General features: G+C 40.0%; 19 protein-coding genes. 14 read left to right on the top strand and 5 right to left on the bottom strand.

Annotation, left to right across the window (positions count from 1 at the left end; all coding sequences use genetic code 11):
- The first annotated feature begins 76 nt into the window (after window positions 1-76).
- From H5163_RS02595 to H5163_RS02580, 4 genes are read left to right on the top strand one after another with little or no spacing between them, the layout of a single operon-like run.
- Window positions 77-1294: a lipoprotein-releasing ABC transporter permease subunit gene (locus H5163_RS02595; RefSeq protein ID WP_145233153.1), complete on the top strand. Its 1218-nt coding sequence runs from the start codon at window positions 77-79 to the stop codon at window positions 1292-1294.
- Window positions 1287-1985, top strand: coding sequence for a lipoprotein-releasing ABC transporter ATP-binding protein LolD (lolD, locus tag H5163_RS02590; RefSeq protein ID WP_145233154.1), 699 nt, complete (start codon window positions 1287-1289; stop codon window positions 1983-1985). The genes H5163_RS02595 and lolD overlap by 8 nt, the downstream gene beginning before the upstream one ends.
- Window positions 1975-3219, top strand: a complete 1245-nt coding sequence (locus H5163_RS02585) for a lipoprotein-releasing ABC transporter permease subunit (protein ID WP_145233155.1) — start codon at window positions 1975-1977, stop codon at window positions 3217-3219. Before lolD ends, H5163_RS02585 begins: the two co-directional genes overlap by 11 nt.
- A 9-nt stretch (window positions 3220-3228) precedes the next feature.
- A complete protein-coding gene (locus H5163_RS02580; protein WP_182717426.1) occupies window positions 3229-3762 on the top strand; it encodes a DUF924 family protein in 534 nt (177 codons plus the stop codon).
- Here H5163_RS02580 and H5163_RS02575 read toward each other — a convergent pair.
- Entirely contained in the window at window positions 3759-4523 is a 765-nt protein-coding gene (locus tag H5163_RS02575; protein ID WP_182734240.1) for a spermidine synthase, read from the bottom strand. The two genes, H5163_RS02580 and H5163_RS02575, sit on opposite strands and share 4 nt — an antisense overlap.
- Before the next feature lie 135 nt (window positions 4524-4658).
- Between H5163_RS02575 and H5163_RS02570 the strand changes: the two genes are divergently transcribed.
- The 5 genes from H5163_RS02570 to H5163_RS02550 all read left to right on the top strand — a co-directional run bounded on the left by H5163_RS02570 (window position 4659) and on the right by H5163_RS02550 (window position 9553).
- Window positions 4659-5132 (top strand): DUF1456 family protein, encoded by a 474-nt coding sequence (locus H5163_RS02570; RefSeq protein WP_182734358.1) that lies wholly within the window; start codon window positions 4659-4661, stop codon window positions 5130-5132.
- Window positions 5133-5466: 334 nt separating this feature from the next.
- Window positions 5467-6819, top strand: coding sequence for an NADP-specific glutamate dehydrogenase (gene gdhA / locus H5163_RS02565; protein ID WP_182734238.1), 1353 nt, complete (start codon window positions 5467-5469; stop codon window positions 6817-6819).
- 203 nt (window positions 6820-7022) lie between these two features.
- Complete coding sequence (locus tag H5163_RS02560; protein ID WP_182734237.1) at window positions 7023-8420, top strand: M28 family peptidase; 1398 nt, start codon at window positions 7023-7025, stop codon at window positions 8418-8420.
- A 216-nt stretch (window positions 8421-8636) separates the two neighbouring features.
- Window positions 8637-9068 carry a hypothetical protein gene (locus tag H5163_RS02555; RefSeq protein ID WP_149982511.1) on the top strand — a complete coding sequence of 144 codons (432 nt, stop codon included), beginning with the start codon at window positions 8637-8639 and terminating at the stop codon, window positions 9066-9068.
- Between the two features lie 14 nt (window positions 9069-9082).
- The gene (locus H5163_RS02550; RefSeq protein ID WP_182717431.1) at window positions 9083-9553 is read left to right on the top strand and encodes a hypothetical protein; all 471 of its coding nucleotides are present in this window, start codon (window positions 9083-9085) and stop codon (window positions 9551-9553) included.
- Between the two features lie 147 nt (window positions 9554-9700).
- Here the strand turns inward: H5163_RS02550 and H5163_RS02545 are convergent, their stop codons facing one another.
- Entirely contained in the window at window positions 9701-10876 is a 1176-nt protein-coding gene (locus tag H5163_RS02545; protein WP_182734235.1) for a putative zinc-binding metallopeptidase, read from the bottom strand.
- Window positions 10877-11004: 128 nt separating this feature from the next.
- Window positions 11005-11805 carry an SHOCT domain-containing protein gene (locus H5163_RS02540; RefSeq protein WP_149982508.1) on the bottom strand — a complete coding sequence of 267 codons (801 nt, stop codon included), beginning with the start codon at window positions 11803-11805 and terminating at the stop codon, window positions 11005-11007.
- A gap of 575 nt (window positions 11806-12380) precedes the next feature.
- On the opposite strand from H5163_RS02540, the gene H5163_RS02535 reads away from it, so the two are divergent.
- From H5163_RS02535 to H5163_RS02515, 5 genes are all read left to right on the top strand, one after another.
- Window positions 12381-15692: a DUF2126 domain-containing protein gene (locus tag H5163_RS02535; RefSeq protein WP_145233164.1), complete on the top strand. Its 3312-nt coding sequence runs from the start codon at window positions 12381-12383 to the stop codon at window positions 15690-15692.
- A gap of 146 nt (window positions 15693-15838) precedes the next feature.
- Complete coding sequence (locus H5163_RS02530) at window positions 15839-18358, top strand: circularly permuted type 2 ATP-grasp protein (protein WP_182734233.1); 2520 nt, start codon at window positions 15839-15841, stop codon at window positions 18356-18358.
- Window positions 18355-19233, top strand: a complete 879-nt coding sequence (locus H5163_RS02525; RefSeq protein ID WP_145233166.1) for a transglutaminase family protein — start codon at window positions 18355-18357, stop codon at window positions 19231-19233. Before H5163_RS02530 ends, H5163_RS02525 begins: the two co-directional genes overlap by 4 nt.
- Before the next feature lie 43 nt (window positions 19234-19276).
- Window positions 19277-20731, top strand: coding sequence for a circularly permuted type 2 ATP-grasp protein (locus tag H5163_RS02520; RefSeq protein WP_145233167.1), 1455 nt, complete (start codon window positions 19277-19279; stop codon window positions 20729-20731).
- Between the two features lies 1 nt (window position 20732).
- The gene (locus H5163_RS02515; RefSeq protein ID WP_182730609.1) at window positions 20733-21662 is read left to right on the top strand and encodes an alpha-E domain-containing protein; all 930 of its coding nucleotides are present in this window, start codon (window positions 20733-20735) and stop codon (window positions 21660-21662) included.
- Between the two features lie 82 nt (window positions 21663-21744).
- On the opposite strand, the gene H5163_RS02510 is transcribed toward H5163_RS02515, so the two are convergent.
- Both H5163_RS02510 and H5163_RS02505 read right to left on the bottom strand, forming a co-directional pair.
- A complete protein-coding gene (locus H5163_RS02510) occupies window positions 21745-23490 on the bottom strand; it encodes an AMP-binding protein (protein WP_182730608.1) in 1746 nt (581 codons plus the stop codon).
- A 200-nt stretch (window positions 23491-23690) separates the two neighbouring features.
- On the bottom strand, window positions 23691-24137 hold the full coding sequence (locus tag H5163_RS02505; RefSeq protein ID WP_145233170.1) for a DUF3010 family protein: 447 nt from the start codon (window positions 24135-24137) through the stop codon (window positions 23691-23693).
- Window positions 24138-24186: the final 49 nt, after the last annotated feature.

The following is a 24186-nucleotide window of genomic DNA, read 5'->3' as shown; positions in this document are numbered from 1 at the left end:
TTTGCGCATACCCAATGGCGCTTTATTTATGCTAGTATGAGCGCTGAATTGGCATTAAATGTGACCATAAATAATTATGTTTCAACCTGTTAGCCTGTTTATCGGGCTGAGATACAGTCGCTCCTCGAAAGGGAACGCATTTATCTCTTTTATTTCGTTTTTCTCCATTGCCGGTATCGCCATTGGTTTAATGGCATTATTTACTGTCAGCTCAGTGATGAATGGTTTTGAAAATAACCTTAAAACCAATATGTTGGGCCTCATTCCTCATGTTGAAATTGCGTCTGATGGACAAACTCAAGCACAAATGATCCAGCTGCAAGATACCATTGTTGCGTCCAAATTTGTGAAAAGAGCGAGTTTGTATCGCCATGGTGAAGCCATTTTACAAACCAATCGCGATTTACATGGCGTGCTATTGCAAGGTTTGTACGACGATAACGCATCGCTTTATAAAATCAGCGATAAAGTTATTCAAGGTAATTGGCAAACAGTCATGACATCGCGCTATCACATTGCGGTTAGTCGTTATTTAACACGTAAACTGGGAATTGGTTTAGGTGATAAAGTGCGTGTGATCATGCCTAATGCGTCAACCTATACACCTTTAGGTCGCGTACCAAGCCAACGTTTGTTCACCGTTGCTGCCATTTATGAAACAGGTTCTGAAATTGATATGGGACTTGCTTTTACTAGTGGCGAATCGCTACAACGGGTATTAAAGTTGCCTCAAACTAGTGCTCCTAATTTGAGTATTTCACTGAACGATCCTTTTCAACTAGATGCCTTTAGCGCTTCAGCTAGTGCAATTTTAAGTCAACATACAGTCACCGATTGGCGCCAGTCACAAGGTACTTTGTTTGCAGCAGTCGCAATGGAAAAACGCATTATGTCGATGCTGCTGGCGCTGATTGTATTAGTTGCGGTATTTAATATTGTCTCTGCGTTGACCATGATGGTGAGCGAAAAACAAAGTGAAGTGGCTATTTTACAAACGCTTGGCTTAACGCCGGCTCAAGTGCAGCAAGTATTTATGATCCAAGGTTTGTACAATGGTTTGATTGGCACCAGTATCGGTGCAGCCCTTGGCTTATTACTCAGTGCTTATATCAACGAAGTGCTGGCAGGCATAGGTTTAAACTTGTTAACAGGGATTGCCTTACCAGTAAAATTTGACGTAATGAGCTTATCGCTGATTGCCGTAGGCAGTATTACCATGAGCTTTTTAGCCACTTTATATCCGGCGCGTAAAGCTGCCAATGTTAGCCCAGCAGAGGTATTGCGCTATGAATGATTTAGTTATCCAATGTGAACAGTTAAGTAAAGTGTATCAAGATGGTGAAAATCACGTTGAGGTTTTAAAAGGGGTTGATTTAACCTTACAACAAGGTGAGATGCTGGCTATCGTTGGCAGCTCTGGTTCTGGTAAAAGTACTTTACTGCACATTTTGGGGACTTTGGATTCACAAAGTGCCGGTGTGGCAAAAATTAAAGGTCAACAAGTTGCTAAGCTATCACGTGCTGAGCAAGCAAAATTTCGTAATGAGCATTTAGGGTTTATTTATCAGTTCCATCATTTATTAATGGAGTTTAACGCGTTAGAAAATGTTGCGATGCCGCTTTTGATCAAAGGTCTCAGCGCTAAAAAAGCCAATGCTAAAGCCCTCGTAATGCTCGATAAAGTAGGGCTATCGCACCGTAGTAGCCATAAACCATCAATGCTCTCTGGTGGAGAGCGTCAACGTGTGGCAATTGCGCGGGCATTGGTGAGCGAACCTGATTTAGTATTGGCCGATGAGCCAACAGGTAACTTAGACAAACAAAATGCGATTAAAATTTACGATTTGATCAAAGAGCTTAATAGCAGTTTGAATACCAGTTTTGTAGTGGTGACGCACGACTTAGAATTAGCCGATAAGCTGGGTAAAATTGCTTACCTTGATGATGGGAAATTGGCAATTAAAGAGGCCAGCCATGTTGCTTAGTGCCTATTTAAGTAAACGTTTTAGAGCAAGCTCCGGCAGCAGCGATGAAAAAAATGGCTTTGTTAGTTTTATTGCCAAAGCGTCAACCATTGGTATTTTACTCGGCGTTGCAGTGTTAATTGTTGCTTTGTCGGTGATCAATGGCTTTGAACAACAACTAGTACATCGCTTATTAAGCGTTGTGCCACAAGTTGAATATGTTGCGCCTAATCGTCCAATTGATAACTGGCCGGATAAAGTTCAAAAGCTCTCAGAGCAACGTGGCGTAACCGGTGCAGCACCTTTTATTAGTGTCAATGGTATGGCGCAATACAAAAGTGAACTAAAAGCGGTTGAAGTGCGAGGGGTTGATCCTGCTCTAGAAAGTGACGTATCGGCGGTTAATCAGTTTACCCATGGCAAGTTGGTCAGCCAAATAAGCGAAGACGAAATTATTTTAGGCCAACAAATTGTTAAACAATTAGGTGTTAAGCAAGGGGAGTTAATTACCTTATTGATCCCGCAAGTTAACGAGATAAGTACTGAGATTTTAGCACCCAAAAGGGTCACTTTAACCCTTGCGGGTATTATTGAAATGGGTGGCCCTATTGATAGTTCTGCTGCCTTCATCCATCTCAGTAAGGCGCAATCAGTACTTGGTTATGAACCACTGCAAGTAACAGGGCTTCGCTTAGCAGTAACCGATGTTTTTCAAGCGCACCAAATTGCGCTACGGGTTGGCCAAACAATTGATGATTATGTTTATATCTCTAGCTGGTTTAGAACCCAAGGTAGCTTATACCAAGATATACAAATGGTCAGAACCATTGTTTATATTGTGGTTTTTTTAATCATTGCGGTGGCAAGTTTTAATATTGTTTCGTCATTAGTGATGGAAGTACGTGAAAAACAGGCCAACATAGCGATATTAAAAACCATGGGCGCTAAAGACAGTACGATATTAGCGACCTTTATTTTACAAGGACTTAGCCAAGCATTTATTGGCGTGGTACTGGGCTCATTTATAGGTGTGATACTGGCGCTGAACATCAGTGAGCTTTTTACCCTACTGAGTCAGTTGTTAGGCTCAAACCCGCTGGAAGGGGTGTATTTTATTGAGTTTTTACCCAGTAAGCTGGTATGGCAAGATATTGTGATCACTGTTATTGTAACTTTTGTGTTGGCAGTATTAGCCACTATTTACCCTGCATGGCAGGCAACAAGAGTGGATCCAGCCAAGGTATTAGGCAACTAAGGGAAATTTATGTTTAGTTATCAAGTAGTAATTGATTATTGGTTTGATGAACTTGGTCCATCTGGTTGGTATAAAAAATCTGATGCTACAGATATTAAGATACGAGATACATTTAGTGATCTGTTGATAGCTATTACAAAAGGCGAGTATGCGTCTTGGCGAGTGACTGCCTTAGGTGCATTAGCTGAAGTGATTGTGCTTGATCAGTTTTCTCGTAATATTTACCGGGATACCCCTCACGCGTTTAGTCAAGATCCGCAAGCGTTAACATTGGCACAGTTGGCAATCGAAAAAGGCTTTGATCAATTATTACCTGTTGAGCAGCGGGTGTTTTTTTATATGCCGTTTATGCACAGCGAATCGAGCTTTATACACCAACAGGCGATGGTATTATTTAAAGGTTTGAGTAATGAAGATTATGAACTTGCCCATAAAAATATTATCGATCAGTTTGGTCGCTACCCACACCGAAATACTATTTTAGGGCGTCAGTCGAGCGCCGAGGAAGTTGCGTTTTTAGCTCAACCAGGCTCGCAATTTTAATCAAGCTTAGGTATATAAAATAATTGTTTAATTTCAGCAGCTAAATCAGGCGAGCTAAAATCGTTGTGCAGTTTTATCTGTTCAATATTAATAGCATCAAGGCGTTGCTCACTGGCGATCAGCACAATATTTTTATATTGGTTAAATTCAATCACCACAATATGACTGAATAGACTTCGAAGTGTCGTTAGTAGAGCGATTAATTGTTGTTTATTTTTTGCAGTAAAGTTGATGCAGATCTTACCGTATGTGCTAAGTCGAGCATGACAGTCGCACAAAAATGCCTGTTTTTGTAAAAATGCTGGCTGCGATTTACCACTAAAAACATCAATTAAAATCACATCAAATTTGCGGCTACTTTGAGCAATAAATTGTTCAGCGCATTGCGCTACAATATGATTGTTGTCATTGAGGAAAAAATACTGCTTAGCTGCTTTAATTACATTCGGATTAATTTCGACAGTCGTTAATTCAAATCCGGCTTTATTAGTCACTGCTCGTTCAAAACAACCGCTGCCTAAACCTAAATTTAATATCTGTGAGGAGGGCTCGCTACAAAGCAAAAATAGCAGCATAGCTTGATTTACCGGATTACATACTTGCTGCGGTTGTGACTTTTCCATTACACCTTGTAAAGTTGGCTCATCCCCGAGTGTAAGCCAACGATAATCAGCATTTTCAAAAATCTTTAGCGTGTCTTGCTTACTTTGGATTGTTGCTACTAGGTATGCATCGGTAGTAAATGGCGTTAAATCAATCATGCCGTTCCTTCATAATGGGGATGTTGAGCAAAACAAAAAATCAATAGGGTGGCCTTGTTAACTCTGCTAAACTGTATGGCTACTCATAAGCCAGCAATACCTGCTTGGTTGTCTTATCTTACTCTGGAATTTACTTTGACTAATAATGATATTTTACGCCGCCTTCGCTATACCTTTAATTTAGCTGATACTACCATGATTGAAATTTTTGCTGCAGCAGATCATGACGTGACTCAACAACAAGTGATTGGTTGGCTAACCAGAGAAGGGGAAGAGGGTTACGTAGATCCAAGTGATACTGAGTTTGCCATTTTTCTAAATGGTTTTATTAATACAAAGCGCGGTAAGCGCGACGGTGAGCAACCAGCGCCAGAAAGTAAATTAAATAATAATATTATTTTAATGAAATTACGTATCGCATTAAATATGAAAACGGAAGACGTGATCGATGTCCTTGCCTTAATTGATTTTAGTTTGAGTAAGCATGAGTTAAGTGCATTTTCTCGTAAAGCCGATAACAAGCATTATCGTGTATGTAATGACCAAATATTACGTAACTTTTTAACTGGTTTACAGCTACAACTTCGTCCAGAGGCAAGCGGCGAATAATTTACGTGTTCATATCCGTATTTATATCGTACGGATATGATTTTTAACCCCACTTTAAGCATCGGTGTTTTAAGCTGCTCTCTGCGTTAGTATTTAAATCTTTATTTATTCATATTTCATAAATTTATATTCTTTTTTAATGAGCGTTAATTGTTGCTCTTGCGTATCAACTCAAAAATAATTCACGTTATCGAACGTTAAATATATAGGTTTATCATGTTACAGTGTTAAAAATATTACAATTTTTAAGGCTCTTAACTAGATGACCCATAAACTTGATCACGTCTATTTTAACATCTGAGACAAGCATAACTTTTAACACGGAAGAATAATTATGAATTATATCCATGATACCATTGCACATTTAAAACAAACTAGCCCAGCACAATGCGAATTTTATCAAGCCGTTGAAGAAGTGCTTGAATCACTTGAATCTATTCTTGAAAACTCAGCCGACTATCAAAAGAATGCGATTATTCAACGTCTAGTTGAACCTGAACGTCAAATTATGTTTAGAGTCCCTTGGGTTGATGATGACGGTAACATTCATGTCAATAAAGGCTATCGAATTGAATTTAACTCAAGCTTAGGTCCATACAAAGGTGGTTTACGTTTCCATCCAAGTGTAAATGCCAGCATCATAAAATTTTTAGGGTTTGAGCAAATTTTTAAAAATGCGTTAACTGGCTTACCGATTGGTGGTGGTAAAGGCGGCGCAAACTTTGATCCTAAGGGCCGCTCTGACAGCGAAATAATGCGTTTTTGCCAATCATTTATCAACGAGTTGTATCGTCATATCGGCCCAACCACCGATGTGCCTGCGGGTGATATTGGCGTTGGGGCACGCGAAATAGGCTATATGTTTGGTCAATATAAACGGTTGACCGGACGTTACGACGGTGCGTTTACCGGCAAAAGTTTATTGTGGGGTGGATCATTGGCTCGAAAAGAAGCGACAGGATATGGCGCTGTTTATTTTGCCAATTACATGTTGCAAGACAATGATGACTCACTTAAAGGTAAGCGCTGTTTAGTTTCTGGTGCCGGGAACGTGGCAATTTACGCGATGGAAAAACTTTATCAATTAGAGGCAACACCTATCACTTGCAGTGATTCAAGCGGTACGCTGTATCATGAATCAGGTATTGATGTTGCACTTGTTAAAAAGCTTAAAGAAGGTGCGCGTGAAAGTTTAGCTGTCTATTTAGAAACCCACAGCGATGCGAAGTATATTGCTTGTGCAGATTACCCAAGTGATGGACATGCGGTATGGCGTTTTGTTGCTGATGCTGCTTTTCCCTGTGCGACGCAAAATGAGTTAACTGAAGCTGATGCGCGAACGTTAATAAGCAATGGCTGTATATTAGTTTGTGAAGGCGCAAATATGCCAAGTACTAAAGAAGCGGTCGATGTGTTGCTTGCTGCTAAAATAGCCTATGGCCCTGGCAAAGCAGCTAATGCGGGTGGTGTTGCGACGAGCCAATTAGAAATGGCGCAAAATGCCAGTATGCAAATGTGGACGTTCGAAGAGGTCGATACTAAGCTGCAACAAATAATGAAAAATATCTTTGATACTGCAAGTAATACAGCCGCTGAATTTGATCAACCTGGTAATTTAGTGTTAGGTGCTAATATTGCTGCTTTTCGTCGTGTAGCAGATGCTATGATTGAGCAAGGTGTTGTTTAACATACGATAGTTTTACTATGCATAAGCCCACTATATTGGTGGGTTTTTTATTGACGTATATTTGTTCATACCGCGATTATTATCCCGTTTATCTAACCAATCAGTGATTGAACGAGTTAAACAGGTGTTGGTCTCAAAATTATTTGCAGCAGGTAACTGCTCACGTATTGTATATTTATCAAATAATAAAGAGCATCAACACTATGTCTGATCATAAAACCTATCAGCTATCGACCCTCAAGCCCGCTATTTTAATAACTACATTGTTTATTTCAACAAGCACCTTGGCCGCTGAGCTAAATTATCAAGATCAAACCAAGCTTCATGATATTGCCACTGATGTTTCAGCAACACGTATTGGCAGTGATATTCAAACACTTGTTGATTTTGGCACTCGTCATACGTTATCAGAAACGAAATCAAACACCCGAGGAATTGGTGCAGCTCGGCGTTGGATCAAGGCTGAGTTTGAGAAAATTTCTCAGCAATGCGGTGGCTGTTTAGAAGTAATAGAAGTTAAAGATACCATTTCTGGCGAAAAGCGTATTCCAAATCCTGTTGAAGTGGTGAATATTATTGCTATTCAACGCGGTACTGATCAGCCAAACCGGATGGTGATGATGTCGGGCGATATTGATTCACGGGTCAGCGATGTAATGGATTTTACCAGCGACGCACCAGGGGCGAATGATAATGCATCGGGTGTTGCTGGGGTGATTGAATCAGCTCGCGTGTTATCTAAATATAAATTTAATGGCTCAATTGTTTATGCCGCGCTTTCAGGCGAAGAGCAAGGACTTTTTGGTGGTAAAATTTTAGCCGACTATGCACAAAAGCAAGGCTGGCAAGTACACGGTGTACTCAATAATGACATGATTGGTAATATTACTGGTATTAATGGCGTTACTGATAACACGACTGCACGTATTTTCTCTGAAGGTACGCGGGTTATCGAAACCAAAGAGCAAGCGCATAAACGCCGTTTTACCGGTGGCGAGGTCGATTCAGCTAGTCGTAATTTAGCCCGTTATATCGATACCATTGCCGATCGCTATATTCCCAATCTTGACACATTGTTAGTTTATCGACTCGATCGCTTTGGTCGAGGAGGACATCATCGCCCGTTTAACGACATGGGTTATGCTGCTGTAAGGGTAATGGAAACGAACGAAAATTATAACCATCAACATCAAGACTTACGCACTGAGGATGGTATTGTTTATGGTGATACCATTGATGGCGTTGATTTTGATTATACCGCAAAATTAACAGCGCTTAATGCGGTAAGTTTAGCGTCAATGGCATGGGCACCGGCACCACCTAATAACGTTGAAATATCAGGTGCTGTGCAACCTAGTACGACTTTAAAATGGCAAAAAAATAATGATAAAACGACCACGGGGTACAGACTCTATTGGCGTTATACGAGTGAACCACAATGGCAGTTTAGCCGCTATGTGGGTGATGTAAGTGAAGCGACTCTTAAAAATGTAGTCATTGATAATTATTATTTTGGCGTTGCTGCGGTTAATAAAGACGGTATTGAATCACCGGTGGTTTTCCCTGGCGATGTAGGTGCGTTTGAGCAAACACTAAAGTAATGTATAGCGTCTGATATTCAAGCGTAATTACAGTTGCGCTTGAATATCAGGCAAGACAATTTAGTAGCGGACTTCGCAATTGAACAGCAATAGTTGTATTTTATGTTGACCTTAGTTTATGGGAGTACACTTTTTATACAATAATTTCAGTGAATACTTGAAGTTAATGGCTTTTTCGTATTATGGTGGAGTTAAATGTGAATTAGTTGACAGTGTATGAACCTATTTTTGCTGATTGCAGGCAGCTTGAGTGCTTTAGCCGCACTCGCTCACCTTGGTTGTATTGTTTTTGGTGCGCCGTGGTATCGCTTTTTCGGTGCTGGTGAGCACATGGCAATGCTCGCAGAGCAGGGCAAGTTGACGCCTTCGCTGATCACTTTCTTCATCGCTTTTGTATTAAGCGTTTGGTCGTTATATGCTTTTTCAGCCGCGGGTTTGTTCAAACAGCTACCTTTCATACGCTTTGTGTTAGTTGTGGTAACTGCGATTTATTTATTTCGCGGTATTGCAGGATTATATTTAATGACTAATCCGCTAGGACGCAGTGAGATGTTTTGGCTTTGCAGCTCGATCATTTGTTTACTGATTGGCGGCTTTCATTTTATAGGATTAAAACAACAATGGCTGGTTTTATCAGTTAAATATTAGCAAGGAAGGAAGCAATGTCTTTATTTGTATCGACGGATTTTAACCCCCCAGAAGCGCTGCAAACAACTGCGTTTTATTTTACTCCATTAAATGAGCAGGTAGTCGAGCTTGATTTTACTGCTGTAATGTCAAGTGTGCCGCAGTTAAAAGGTATATTCGCCCCCAAGCCTGATTGGCCAAAAGCCGATATGACCCTTGAAGAGAATCGTCAAAGCTTAGCTCAACATGCCGCAGAGTTTAACGAAAAAAAAGCATTTGCTTATGCGATATTAAACCCGAAAAAAACACGCTGCCTAGGCTCAGTGTATATTGATCCTGGGGTGAACAATGAATTCGATAGTGAGATTACTTTTTGGCTACGTAATGATAGTCAGGAATTAAATAATACCTTACGGTTATGCATCTTACATTGGCTCGCTGAGCATTGGCCATTTGAACGAGTACGATTAATTTCAACTAAGTATCAGGCAAGCTTTAGTTTGTAATACCAAAAGTTTATAACGCAATACAGGTCATACTCATTAGCGGATGTGTTGTGTTAGCTGGCTGATAACGTACTGCGGTTTGTTATCTGTGTCAGTGCTGTTAATCCGGATAGAGCATTTGCCGAAATTACATTATCAAAGCTGTTGTTATGTGTTCTCAGCTGTTGTATTTAAATCAGGCATAAGGTTAAGCCTGTTATGGATCGCGTGATGAACAAACGAAAGCTTAGTGCGTACCGCCTGTGTTAAAACAAATGGATAAGCATCAGCTAAGCCCATGCTGCGATTTAACGAATTTAAAATAATCGAAAATTCCATCCAGCTATCCAACATTACTGCGATTGATGTTTGGCTATTAAAGTAATACGAGTTTTGCGGTAGCCTTAACTCATCAGTGTCCTCAACTTCAAATTCATTACCGAGTGTAGAACCGGTAATAGAGAAATTTTTTGCTGTCTCTAAAGTATCAATAATATGCATGTAGTGCGCCCAAGTTTCTGCCCAGTCTTCAAAAGGGTGCATGGTGGCGTATTCACTAATATAGTTTTCATGCCAATTAGCAGGAGCGCCATTTTTATAATGGGCATCAATCGCTTGTTGGTAATCTAAAGAATCATCGCCAAAATATTGTTTACATAAAGCATGTTTTTGCGGTGAATTTGCAATTAACTGGTCAAAATAATAATGCCCTAACTCATGACGAAAATGACCAAGCAAAGTGCGATAGCGCTCACCCATAGCATGCTTTGTTTGTGAGCGAGCGACATCATCAGCTTCAGCCAAATTAATTGTAATATGGCCGCAGTTATGGCCAGTAAAAACATTTTCTTGACCTGCTAATTTAGTCACGAAATGGTCATTAACACTGCGGTCGGTTATAAAATCAAAACTAAGGCCACCTTCGGCATCTTGGCTGAGGTTATTTAATGGTAAAGAAAGCGCTTTAAGTGTATACAATGCTCGGCGTTTTGCTGTTTCCATTTTGGTCCAAAGTGGAATGTGTTGATTAATACTTAGATCTGGGATTGTTTCATTAAACCGACATGCGAAACACAGCACTTCTTCTGTGTCTGGCGCTGGTACAAAACTGTCGATATCAACCATGCCATTGCATGCCTTATAGTGTGCATTGTTATCACATTTTTGATAGGGCACATCAGGGGCTGACGCTTTGTAATATAAGCCCGTTGTGTCATTAAATTCGTAGGGTTCTACAAGGTTAAAATTGTCATCAATACCAACAGTTTTGCCACAGGCAAGGCAGTGACTACTTTCAAAAAACAATATTTGATTATCTTTGCAGTTACATTTAAACGTTTTCATATTTTTTACCGTATCCGTTGATAAATACAATGACAAATTATTCAGTGAACAGACTTACATTAGCTATATTGCTAACAAATTATAAAGTTAGCAAATTATAAAATTACTAAGCCTGAGATTACTTGCCGTTAAATTCGTTGCAATAAATCTGATTTTTTCTCATTAAACTCAGCATCAGTGAGTGCGCCTAAATCACGTAATTGTGCTAATTTTTCAATAATGTCGAGGGTTTCATTCACTGAGTATTGCGAAGCATTAATAGCTGTCGACTCGCTACTCATCATTTTATCATTTGAGCCTGTCTCAGGGGGGGATTGCTGTTGTTTTGCAAAGTCTGTTGATTGGGCAAAGTTGGTATTGTGACTTGAATGTGTCTGAGTGAAGCTATCATCAGCAATCACTGGCAAACTATTTACGCTAATGTTTCCCCACTGGCTACTAAAGGTAAGCGATATATCGTTGCCTTGTTGCTGGCTTACTCCCCCGATCTGGTGATCGAGCGTATCATAGAGTGTGACCTGACCATTTTTTTCAATGGCTAAGCGATTAGGAAAAACAGCATAACGGGTGTTGTTTTGTGAACCGGTACTCGATGGATTACCTAGATTAACTGGCCACCACTGGTTGCTACCTAAAGTACCGGCAGGAATGACGGGGAAAACTTGGTTGTTTGCTAAAATAGTGGCAAGTTCGTTACATAAGTTATCAACGGTGTTTTTCAAGCCATTATTGAACATGTCTCCTACCATTGTCATTCCACCGCGCATCCATTGACCTGAGCCGCCAAGCTCTGGGCAATTAAACTGCGCCATTGAACCGCCGCCATTATTTACTGCAACTAACATATGTACTACTGCCTCATAACTTAAACCATAGCGGGCAGATATTCCTTTAACCAAGTTGTCACCAATGTTTGTTAATGTTTGCATAAATAGAGTCCTTAATATGAAGATAGGCGGGATGTGTATTACGTCATGATCTAACTGTGAACAATCTACCTTAAGCATTGATGCTAATAATAAATTAGCAAAATAAAATGCCAACATTGCTTGTTTAAAGACACTAAGCTTGCTAGTTTGGCTTTCAGGGCGATTAAAAATCAAACTACTATAACACTGTTAAGAAGCTTAATCGTGGTTTTATTGTGAACTATTTTTTAAGTTCGTTTTAGCGAAGCATTTAACTGGTGTTGTGATTAATTGGGACTTTTTTCTATTTAATCGCTAGAAAAAACAGGCATGCTTTATTGGTGAATTACATAAAATAATAAGCGCTGTGTGATTTTTAATACTTAGCTTTGTGCTAATTTGGTGCGAATGTCGCACCAAATAATTCTTCACAGCGCTCGCTCTTTGATTCTAAACAGTCAATAGTGACCAATATATAGGCTAACAGCCTAATTTTATTATGTAATCTATATGGAATGTATATTGCTTAAATAGCAGGCAGGTAGTAGTAAGTTATACTTAAATGGCTATACAAAAAATTAAAGAGGGATTAATCGATGACAATTACTGTTGGTATAGCGCACCATACTCAATACAAGTACGACCGCCCAGTAAATATGGGGCCGCATATTTTCCGCTTACGTCCAGCACCGCATAGCCGAACTAAAATTAAAAGCTATTCATTAAAAATAGTGCCGGAAGATCATTACATCAATTGGCAGCAAGACCCTTTTGGTAATTATCAGGCAAGAGTGGTATTTAATAGCCCCACAACTGAGTTTAGTTTTACTGTTGATTTAGTGGCTGAAATGACGGTAATTAATCCGTTTGATTTCTTTTTAGAAGAATATGCTGAAGAGTTTCCATTTGAATACGATAAAGTCGCAAAGGCTGAGCTTAATCCCTATTTAAAAAAACGTAAGGCGAGTCCTAAGTTTTTAGAATTGATTGATTCGTTACGTCCGGAAAAACCAATCAGAAGTGTTGATTTTTTAGTTGCGGTCAATCAGTCAATTTATAATCTTGTTGGCTACGGCATTCGTTTAGAGCCTGGAGTTCAAACGGCGAACGAAACCATCACAAAAAAAACCGGTTCATGTCGAGATTCTGCGTGGTTGTTAGTACAACTGTTTCGTCATTTAGGTTTGGCTGCTCGTTTTGTATCTGGTTATTTAATCCAACTTACATCAGATCAAAAATCACTTGATGGCCCAAGTGGTCCTGATGAAGATTTTACTGATTTACACGCATGGACTGAAGTATATATTCCAGGCGCAGGTTGGATCGGGCTTGATCCTACCTCCGGCTTATTTGCTGGCGAAGGCCATATTCCGCTTGCGTGCACACCTGAACCTAGCTCAGCAGCACCTGTCTCTGGTGGCATAGATAAGTGCGAATCAGAATTTAGTTTTTATAACAAAGTAACGCGCGTACATGAAGACCCTCGCGTTACAAAGCCATATTCAGAAACACAATGGGCTGCAATAAACCGCTTGGGTCAGCAAGTTGATGATGTATATGTTAAGGAAGGTGTTCATTTAACAATGGGCGGTGAGCCGACGTTTATTTCTATTGATGATATGGAACATCCCCAATGGAACACAGAAGCCGACGGTAAAGAAAAACGAGTGCTAGCACAAAGCTTATTTATTGCGATGAACAAAGCATATACCAAAGGTGGCTTTACACATTATGGGCAAGGTAAATGGTATCCGGGAGAGTCACTGCCTCGCTGGCAATATGCATGTTATTGGCGAAAAGACGGTGAAGCTTTGTGGCAAGATGCCAGTTTATTAGCTGATCCGAATAAAGATTATAAATTAGACCACACAGATACCAAGCGTTTTACAGAACAGCTATGTGCAGAAATAGGCCTTGAAACCAAGGCTATCACTACAGCCTATGAAGATATTTTATATCATTTATGGCAAGAGGCATCGTTACCCAAAGAGGTGGGGCCTAAACAGCCTGAACTTCTTAGTGCAATGAGCCGTAAAGGCTTTTTAGCTAAAATGGAACAAGGTATTGAAAAGCCTGTTGGTTATGCATTGCCGCTGCAGTTTAATCAAGCGAAACATTGCTGGCAGTCATGCAAATGGGAATTTAAACGCGAATACTGTTTTTTATTACCAGGTGAATCACCCCTTGGTTATAGATTACCGCTTGATAGCCTTGAGTGGACAAGCAACATTATTGAGCGAGATCCGTTTGATATTCCAGATAACTTTACAAAAGCTAAAAAACTGCAAAAAGGCTTTATTGGTCAACAGATGATCAAAACCGCAATGGCATTGGAAGTAAGAGAAGGGCGGTTGTACATCTTTATGCCCCCAACGAGCCATTTTGAACATTATATGTCGCTATTAAATGCGATTGAAAGCACCGCAAAAGCCCTGCAAATCCCAGTTGTTATTGAAGGCTATAGCCCGCCTAAAGATAGTCGTGTAGAAAAATACGCCGTGACACCTGATCCAGGTGTCATTGAAGTGAACATCCACCCATCTTCGTCATGGCAGCAATTGGTAGATAGAACAACGACACTTTACGATCTAGCCAAACAAGCACGTTTAGGAACAGATAAGTTTATGGCGGACGGTCGTCATACCGGCACTGGGGGTGGTAATCATGTCACTTTAGGTGGTGAAACGCCGCAGCAAAGCCCGTTCTTACGCCGCCCAGATATTTTAAGAAGTTTTATTACTTATTGGCAGCACCATCCTGGATTATCTTATTTATTTTCAGGTTTATTTATCGGCCCTACAAGCCAAGCACCTCGTGTGGATGAAGCACGTGATGAGTTGCTCTATGAGCTTGAAATCGCATTTTCACATATGCCTGAAGGGGAAGTGCCTGAGCCATGGCTCGTTGATCGTTTGTTACGCAACTTACTTGTTGATTTAACAGGTAATACACACAGGGCGGAGTTTTGTATTGATAAGCTATATTCACCCGATTCAGCAACAGGACGACTAGGTATTGTCGAGTTTAGGGGGTTTGAAATGCCACCTCACTCACAAATGAGTTTAGTGCAAATGTTGTTATTACGGACTTTATTAGCTTGGTTTTGGAAAAAGCCTTATCACAAACCGTTGATCCGTTGGGGCACCGAATTACATGATAAATTTTTATTACCTCAGTATGTTGAAAATGATTTAGCTGAGGTTGTTAGAGATCTGCAGCAAGCTGGTTTTGCATTCCAAGTAAGTTGGCTAAACCCATTTTTTGAGTTTAGGTTCCCTGTTTGCGGCACCCGAGAACTCGATGATGTGACGTTAGAGCTTAGAACCGCGATTGAACCGTGGCATGTACTGGGTGAAGAAGCCAGTGCATCTGGTACTGCTCGGTATGTTGATTCGTCATTAGAACGCGTGCAAATCAAAGTAATTGGCACAATGAGTGACCGCTATATCGTTACGTGTAATGGCCGACGCGTGCCGCTTAAAATTGTTAAAGGCAAAGCGAAAGATGAAATGGTTGCCGGGATCCGTTACCGTGCATGGCAGCCACCAACAGCGCTGCATCCTACAATTGGTGTACATGCACCGTTAGTATTTGATCTGATCGATACCTGGGAAGGCCGCTCAATGGGTGGTTTTGTCTACCATGTTAGTCATGCTGGTGGGCGAAATCCAGAAACATTACCCGTTAATGCATTTGAAGCTGAAGGGCGAAGGGTTGCACGATTTTGGGAGCATGGTCACACACCATCATTATTAGCATCTGATCAGCCTAGTTGGAGCCCATCGGCTGCGACACGAAGCTTTGAATCAGCACAATCGGTGAGTGAATTTGTTGTTCCCGATGAAGAAAATACTAATTCAGATTACCCTAATACGCTCGATTTAAGGAGACAACCTAAGTTCAAATAAATCATCTTTTTGGGTTGTTAATTGTATGACTCCACTTTGACATTACGCAAAGTAGAGTCATTATTTAACAGACGCTTTTGTTAATACAATTACCAACAAATTGAACTAGAATGATAGTTTACTTTTTATAGCGGAGCGCTTTTAGCTTGTACATTAATAATAATACGATGCCAGAGCTGCCTAATTGGTTGTCTTTATACCTTGATAAACGCCACGGTCATGATGAATTGGCGGATCACAGTGGCTTAAACCCTGAGCATTGGGATACTTTATTTAATCGTTTAGCAAGTTTAACCGCTGAAGATGTAAGTAGTCGTGCCATTGAAATTACGCAACTTTTGCAAAATGGCAATATTAAAAGTGAGAGTAATCAACAGTGGCACTTCGATCCACTGCCTTTTATGTTTTCTCGAGCAGATTGGAATACGTTAGAGCAAGGCATAAAACAGCGAACTTTATTACTTAATAAGATCCAACAAGATGTTTATTCTGAGCAAAAGCTGCTTTTGAGTGGGCAAATATCACCGCAGCAGCTGTACCAAGATAGTCATTACTTACGTGAAGGATTTAGCTTACCAAGTGATGAGCTAAAACTTTTTTTTACAGCGGTTGATGTGTATCGCGCACCATCGGGTGAATTTAAAGTCTTAGCTGATCATTGCCAATGTCCGTTAGGTCTAGGGCTATTGCTAAAAAACCGCATTATAGCTAGGCGCGTTATGGCTGAAGAGTTTGCTGAATGCAACGTGCAACAAATTAAAGAGTTTTTAAATTTGTTTCAAGAAGGCATTAACGAGTTTATTCATTATATGGATGATCCTCGCATTGTTATTTTAACTCAAGGGATCGATGATCCAAATTATAACGAGCATGCGTTTCTATCTACTTACTTTGGCTATACTTTAGTGCAAAGCGCTGATTTAACAGTGCGTAATGGCGAAGTGTGTTTAAAGTCATTACAAGGGTTGGGGAAAATCAATGTGATTTTACGTTGGATCCCAGATCAAAGTATCGATTCACTTGAACAAACACAATACTCGTTACATGGTATTCCAGGCTTATTACAAGCTGTACGTGAGGGCTCAGTAAAAGTATTAAATCCTTTTGGTAGCGGGGTACTCTCATCACCAGCAATACAATGTAATTTAGCCCAGCTATCAGAGCAACTTTTACAACAACCATTATTACTAGATTGCCCTAAGTACCACAGCATTGAAGATGTTAAATCATCGGATTGGTCACAGTTAGTGTTTGGTAGTTATAAAGATCCTAAACTAACACTTGATGGCCATTTAGACGCGGATAAGATTAAACAACTTATAACTAAGCAACCTAGCGATTATTATTTTCAAGATAAACCCGCATTTAGTAGCGCACCATTTTGGGATGACGGTAAGTTAATTGCAAAACCTGTGGTATTTAGGTGTTATGTATTAACCACAGAAAATGGCATCGAAGTGCTGCCATCGGCACTGTGTTTCTCTTATCAAAATAGTGCTAACGCTAAGGGCGCTGGTTGGCTCAAAGATACTTGGATAAATACCAGTAAAGATATTGATTTAACTGAGCAAAGTGTACCAACACCAATTAAAAAAAGAATGGATGTAAGCTTACTTGAAGGGGTTATATCAAGTCGTACTGCAGAACATTTATTTTGGCTCGGTCGTTATTTAGAGCGCTGTGAAAATACCATAAGAATATTACGTATCTTTATTGATCGTTACACTGAGTTGGCTATTTATCCAGATTTAATACGCCGCAGTACTGTTGCTCGTTTGTTGGCTGCTATCAGCGCTCAGCATATTGTTTACCCTTATGTAGAGCAAGCCATCAAGCTTGAAGAATTTGATAGCGCAGTGTCTAAGCAAACAGCGTTTGCTTTACTCGCTGATGAGCTACGCGCGGGTAGCATAATAAATACGTTAAATTATTTAGCGAATGCATCAGTACAGATCCAAGAATTATTGTCTCATGATAGTCGTCGTATTATTGATGAAATCAATGAGCAAGTTAAAGTGCTAAAGCATATCAATATCAACATTTCATCACGAGCGATGCAAAGTATTTTAGATAAAGTGATTGGTTTGATAATGGCCTTTAATGGCTCGTTAGTGGATTGTATGCCAAACAGCAATGGCTGGTTTTTACTTGAGATGGGTCGCAGGATTGAGCGCAGCTTACAAATCACCTCATTAACAGGGGCATTATTAACGCAAGAACTCGAGCAAGCTGAAGAGCTTGGTTTACTCGAAGCGGTTTTGAGTAGTCAAGTTAGCTTAGTGACCCATAAACGTCGCTATAGAATGTATCAAAGTATAGGTACTGGGCTTGAGCTGTTATTACTGGATGCAGAATACCCTCGCTCATTACTTTTTCAGTTAGAGCAAATAAACCAGTTATGCAAGCATTTACCGACTAAACGTAGACAGGGAGTGATAGCAGCACATGAAAAAGCAATTTTACTTTCTAAAACGAGTTGCTACGTCACAGAAAAAGATTACCTGCAAAGGACGGACGCTGGAGTTCGTAAACAGTTAATCGAGTTTAACCATAATATTCGCCTGAACTTAAATACCTTTTGTGATGTATTATTATTGCAGTATTTTTCTCATACACAAACGGCGAATAAATTGAATTGGACTAATATTGAGCAAGCTCAATCGTGAAATATAAAATAAAGCATTCCACAACTTACAGTTATGCCGATTTTGTTAGCTTGTGCCAAAACCAAGCACGGTTAACACCAAAAACAAATCGTGCTCAGATATGCCACAGTAGTCGCATAGATATTGAGCCGCCGGCAAATTATCTACAAGAATTTACGGATTATTTTGATAATAAAGTGACCGCGTTTGAAATAGCCACACAGCATAAAAAACTGAAAGTGACTATGACCAGTGAAGTGGAACTTTTATTAAGTGCAAATATTAACCTCGTCGACACTGATATGCCTTGGCAAGAGGCTCGCGATATCGTCGCAAAGCCAAATACATATCAGCTGTTAAAAACATCGGAGTTTATTTTGCCATCTCAATATACTCCTTTTGTACAGGGTATAAAGGAATACGCTTTAACGTCATTTTTAGCTGATATTAGCTTGATTTGTGGCTGTAAAGATCTCATGGCACGGATTTTTCATGAGTTTCAGTATGATCCCGGTTTTACTACGATTAGTACGCCTTTGAGTGTTGTTTTTGCACAAAAAAGGGGCGTTTGCCAAGATTTTGCACATTTTGCGATAGCGTGCTTACGCAGTATTGGTTTAGCAGCACGTTATGTTAGCGGGTATATAGAAACAATGCCTCCCGAGGGTGAAGAAAAGTTAGCAGGTGCAGATGCGACCCATGCATGGTTTTCTGTGTTTGTGCCAAGGTTTGGTTGGGTAGACTTTGATCCAACAAACAATGTTATGCCTAATGAGCAGCATATAACACTTGCTGTTGGCCGTGATTTTTCTGATGTCACTCCTTTGAAAGGCGTGGTTTTTGGTGGCGGTACACAATTGCTTGATGTAGCGGTTGATATGATTCGATTGGAGTGATTAAAACAACTCAATATTAATAATGGATAAGGCGGAAGGATGTATGAAAATTGACTGGAAAGCATATCAAACAAATGGCTTTTTTGATGAATTAATAGACGCACAAGGAAATATTCGAACGCACGGTAAACAGTTAGCACAGTTTTTTTCTAGCTTATCAAAAGAAGAATTAGTTAAAGCCAGAGCTGTTGCAGATCTTGCCATAAAAGAAATGGGCATTACGTTTACAGTTTATAATGAAGGCAATATGATCGATAGAGCGTGGCCGTTTGACATTATTCCGCGCACTATTGGTAAAAAAGAATGGCAAACTATTGAGGTAGGTTTAAAACAGCGTGTAGAAGCGTTGAATCTGTTTATAAATGATTTATACCATGATCAAAAAATAATAAAAGACGGTATTTTTCCAAAAGGCTTACTCGAAAAATCAGTTAACTTTCGCTCTCAATGTGTTGGAATTACTCCGCCAAATAATATATGGGCGCATATCTGCGGCTCCGATTTAGTGCGCGATGGAAATGGCACTATGTTTGTACTCGAAGATAACTTACGCGTGCCGTCTGGGGTGTCTTATATGCTTGAGAACCGCTCTGTGATGAAACGTGTTTTCCCTGAGTTATTCGAACAAGTGTCGATCTTACCAGTTGATGATTATCCTTCACAACTGTTTGATATGTTGGCAGCAATGTCACCTCGTCCAGACGATAAGCCTGAAGTAGTGGTATTAACACCCGGTGTATTTAACTCCGCCTATTTTGAACATTGTTACCTTGCTCAAGAGATGGGCTGTGAATTAGTAGAGGGGCGTGATTTAGTAGTCGAAAAAGACGACTGTGTCTATATGCGCACAATTACAGGCTTGCAACGCGTTGATGTAATTTATCGACGCATCGACGATTTATTCTTAGATCCCGAAGCTTTTTTACCTGAATCACAATTAGGTGTACCCGGTTTAATGCGAGCATGGTCGAAAGGTAATGTGGCGTTAGTCAATGCACCCGGTGCAGGGGTTGCGGATGATAAGGTGGTTTATGCCTATGTACCTGACATCATAAAATATTACTTGGATGAAGAACCCAAGATAGAAAATGTGCCAACCTATAAGTGTTTAGATCCTAAAGAATGTGATTATGTTATTAAAAATATCGATAAACTAGTTGTCAAACCTGCAAACGAGTCGGGTGGCTATGGTTTATTGATTGGTCCTAAATCGACTAAAAAAGAGCAACAAGCAACCATTGCACAAATAAAAGCCGATCCACGGAATTGGGTAGCGCAACCAACTCTTGATTTGTCTACGGTTCCCACCCTTGACGGGACAGAGCCTGATGGACGTCACGTTGACTTGAGACCGTTTATATTATCGTCAGGTAAAGACACACAGATCACTACTGGTGGCCTTACTCGTGTTGCGATGGTGAAAGGTTCATTAGTGGTAAATTCATCTCAAGGCGGTGGTAGTAAAGATACCTGGATTGTTGACGAAGAGGCTAAATAATATGTTATCAAGAGTAGGTGAAACTTTATATTGGGTAGCTCGTTACGTTGAACGTGCAGAAAATGTTGCACGGTTAATTAATGTCAACAACATGCTGATGTTGGATTTACCTAAAGGCGTATGTACAGGCTGGGAGCCATTAATAGATATTATTGGCGCGCGTCAGGCGTATGAAGATAAACACGCTGATTACACAGAGCAAAAAGCGCTGCGTTATTTACTTGTAGGTAGTGATAATGGCTCGTCTATTTTAAATTCTATTATCTATGCTAGAGAGAGCGCTCGAACGATCCGAGACGTAATGCCTCGCGATGTATGGGAAGAAATTAACTCCCTTTATTACTATGTAAAAGATAATCAAAAAGAAGGGCTTGCTAAGCGTGGCCGATTTGCTTATCTAAAGAAAATCATCGAATCAGCCCATCAAATATTTGGTGCTTTAGATGCGACTATTAACCATGATCATGGTTTTACGTTTATCCGCTTTGGGTCGTTAATAGAACGTGCTGATATGACGTCACGGATATTAGACATTCGTTCAGAGACGTTGATCACCAGCGATGAAGCAAAACCTTATGAAAATATTCAGTGGATCAGCTTATTGCGCTCGCTTAGTGCTTATCAAATGTATCGACAAGAGATGAGCGTACGTGTGCAACGTGCTGATGTATTAGAATTCGTGATGCACAGTGAAGTATTTCCACGGTCAATTTTGTTTTGCTTAATAGAGCTGAAAACGCTGATTTCACCTTTGCCAAACTCTACAGAGATTATAAATTTAATAGATGCAGTGGTAAAACAATTGAAAGCTGAAGATGTAAGAGCGCTTAAAAATGGCTACTTACACAATTATATGGATCAAATCCAAATTGAATTAGCGGGCATTCATAATGCATTAGCGCAAACGTATTTTTTAAAACCGCCAGAATAGGCCTGTTAAGCTATTAATCTTATAATACGCCCAAGGTTTTAAATTACATTGGGCGTTATTAACTAACGTGAGCTTTGGCTAATTATGAAAACGCGTTGTCTTTTAATTGTGCTTGCATTTGTTCGCGCATTTTAAACTTTTGTAGTTTTCCGGTAACCGTCATAGGGTAACTTTCAACAAATTGAATGTGTTTTGGTATTTTAAAATAAGCTAATTTATCTTTTAAGAAGCTGCGAATTTCTTGCTCTGTTAACACGGCATCATCTTTAGGCTGTACCCAAGCACATACTTCTTCGCCGTACTTGTCGTCACTGATGCCAAAAATAGCAGCATCTTGCACGCCAGGGTAAGTGTAAAGTACTTCTTCAATTTCGCGCGGGTAGATATTTTCGCCACCACGAATGATCATATCTTTAATTCTGCCCACTATTGCAACAAAACCTTCCGCATCCATTACACCTAAATCACCAGAGTGTAGCCAGCCTTCTTTATCGATAGTTGCGGCGGTTTTTTCTTCATCATTCCAATAGCAACGCATAATACCCGCACCACGGCTGCATACTTCGCCAGCAAGCCCTATTTTTTGTATATTACCTACTTCGTCAATAATTTTTACTTCTGTATGCGCCAGCGCGCGGCCGACGGTAGTAACTTGTTTTTCAATGGATGAGTCAATCTCCGTGGCATTATTAATGGGACTACATTCCGTTTGGCCGTAACCGATAACAACTTCATTCATATGCATCAGCGATTGTACTTTACGCATTACTTGCTCAGGACACGTCGAGCCTGCCATGATACCCGTACGTAAACTGGATAAGTCAAAACGAGCAAAATCTTTTAGTTCTAGTTCAGCAATAAACATCGTAGGTACGCCATGCAGTGCAGTACAGCGTTCTTTTTCAACCACCTCAAGCGTGATTGTTGGATCAAAAGAATCTCCTGGAAATACTGCCGTAGCTCCTTTACTTATACATACTAAATTACCTAATACCATTCCAAAACAGTGATATAACGGCACTGGAATACACAGCTTATCATCTGCAGTTAAGCGCATTGCATTAGCCATAAGAAAACCATTATTTAAAATGTTTTTATGGGAGAGCGTAGCGCCTTTAGGATTGCCTGTTGTGCCGGAGGTAAACTGAATGTTGATATCTTGATCTGGTTGCAAAGTTGCACCAATGGCGTTGAGCTCAACGCGGTGGGCGGCCGTTGGCATTGTCATAACTTGACTAAAACTAAACATGCCTGCGGCAGGCTCATCACCAATGCGAATAATATTTTTTAAATAGGGGAGATTTTTTGCCTGCAGTTGCCCAGCTTTTGCAGCGGCAAGTTCGGGCAGTAATTCATTAAGCATGCCTAGGTAATTACTGGCTTTGAAACTTGAAGCGGTTATAAGAGTTGAACACTCGACTGAATTTAGTGCAAATTGTAGTTCGTTTGGACGATACGCTGGGTTAATACAGACCATGATTGCGCCAATTTTGGCGGTCGCAAATTGGGTTAAGCACCACTCAAGGTTGTTTGGTGACCAGATACCAACACGATCACCTGGTTTTACACCTAAAGCCAGTAACCCCATTGCCAGCTGGTTGATCTGCTGCTGATATTCTTTATAGCTTAAACGAATGTTTTGATGATGCAGCACTATCGCAGGGTGGTCTGGATTATTGTCGACAATGGAGTCGAAGTAATCACCTATGGTTTTATTGATCAATGCTGGGCTTTGTGCTCCTTTATAGTAGCTATGCTCTAAGCCAGCTGTATCTTTGACTGTTTTATTCGCATCGGTTGCAGTTGTATTATTGTTACTTATTTGCATGTACGGTCTCCGTGTCAATGTTGTGAGAGTCTACTCAGTTAGAAAAACACAGATTGTCGACAAATGAAAGCGCTATACGACCAATGTAGTAATAAAAATGATAAATATTAGGCAATAAAAAACGCTAGCTGTAGCTACAAAAAAACATTGCAGTACACACTAGCGTAGTATCTGATTATAAATTTAACTCTAATTGAAAATTAAAGCTCTTCGCTGCGGTAGGTTTTTTTCATTAAATGTACATATGCATTTACAAACGCATTTTCTTGGTACTTTTTAAGCCCCGTTTCAGCGAAATCAATAGGAATAGGATTACGTTTTAATTGTTCTTTGATCTCGGTTGTACTGAATAAATAAACACTCAGCTCAGGGATCAATTGAATTGCAGTTTCCATTTTGAAACCGTTCGCACTACCGGCAAATTTACCTTTAGGCGCACGTTGACGAATAGCAACTGAGTCAATTTGATAGTCCTGCATAAGTTTCGCAAAATCAAATTGGAATTTACGCATTACTTCAGTGTCATTACCATTACCTAAGGTAAAGCGAGTTTGGCGAATATCTCGTATATCAAATACATCGTTATCTTTTGTTAAAATACACAGTAGTACGTCACTACCGGTAATTTCTACACCGCATGTTCTCATTGTCATTCTCTAAATAACTAATTTGGGCAGCATTATATCAATTAAACGC

The sequence above is a fragment of the Pseudoalteromonas sp. SG44-8 genome (genome assembly GCF_014164125.1).
Classification (GTDB): domain Bacteria; phylum Pseudomonadota; class Gammaproteobacteria; order Enterobacterales; family Alteromonadaceae; genus Pseudoalteromonas; species Pseudoalteromonas rhizosphaerae.
This window is presented reverse-complemented; position numbering and strand designations above follow the sequence as displayed.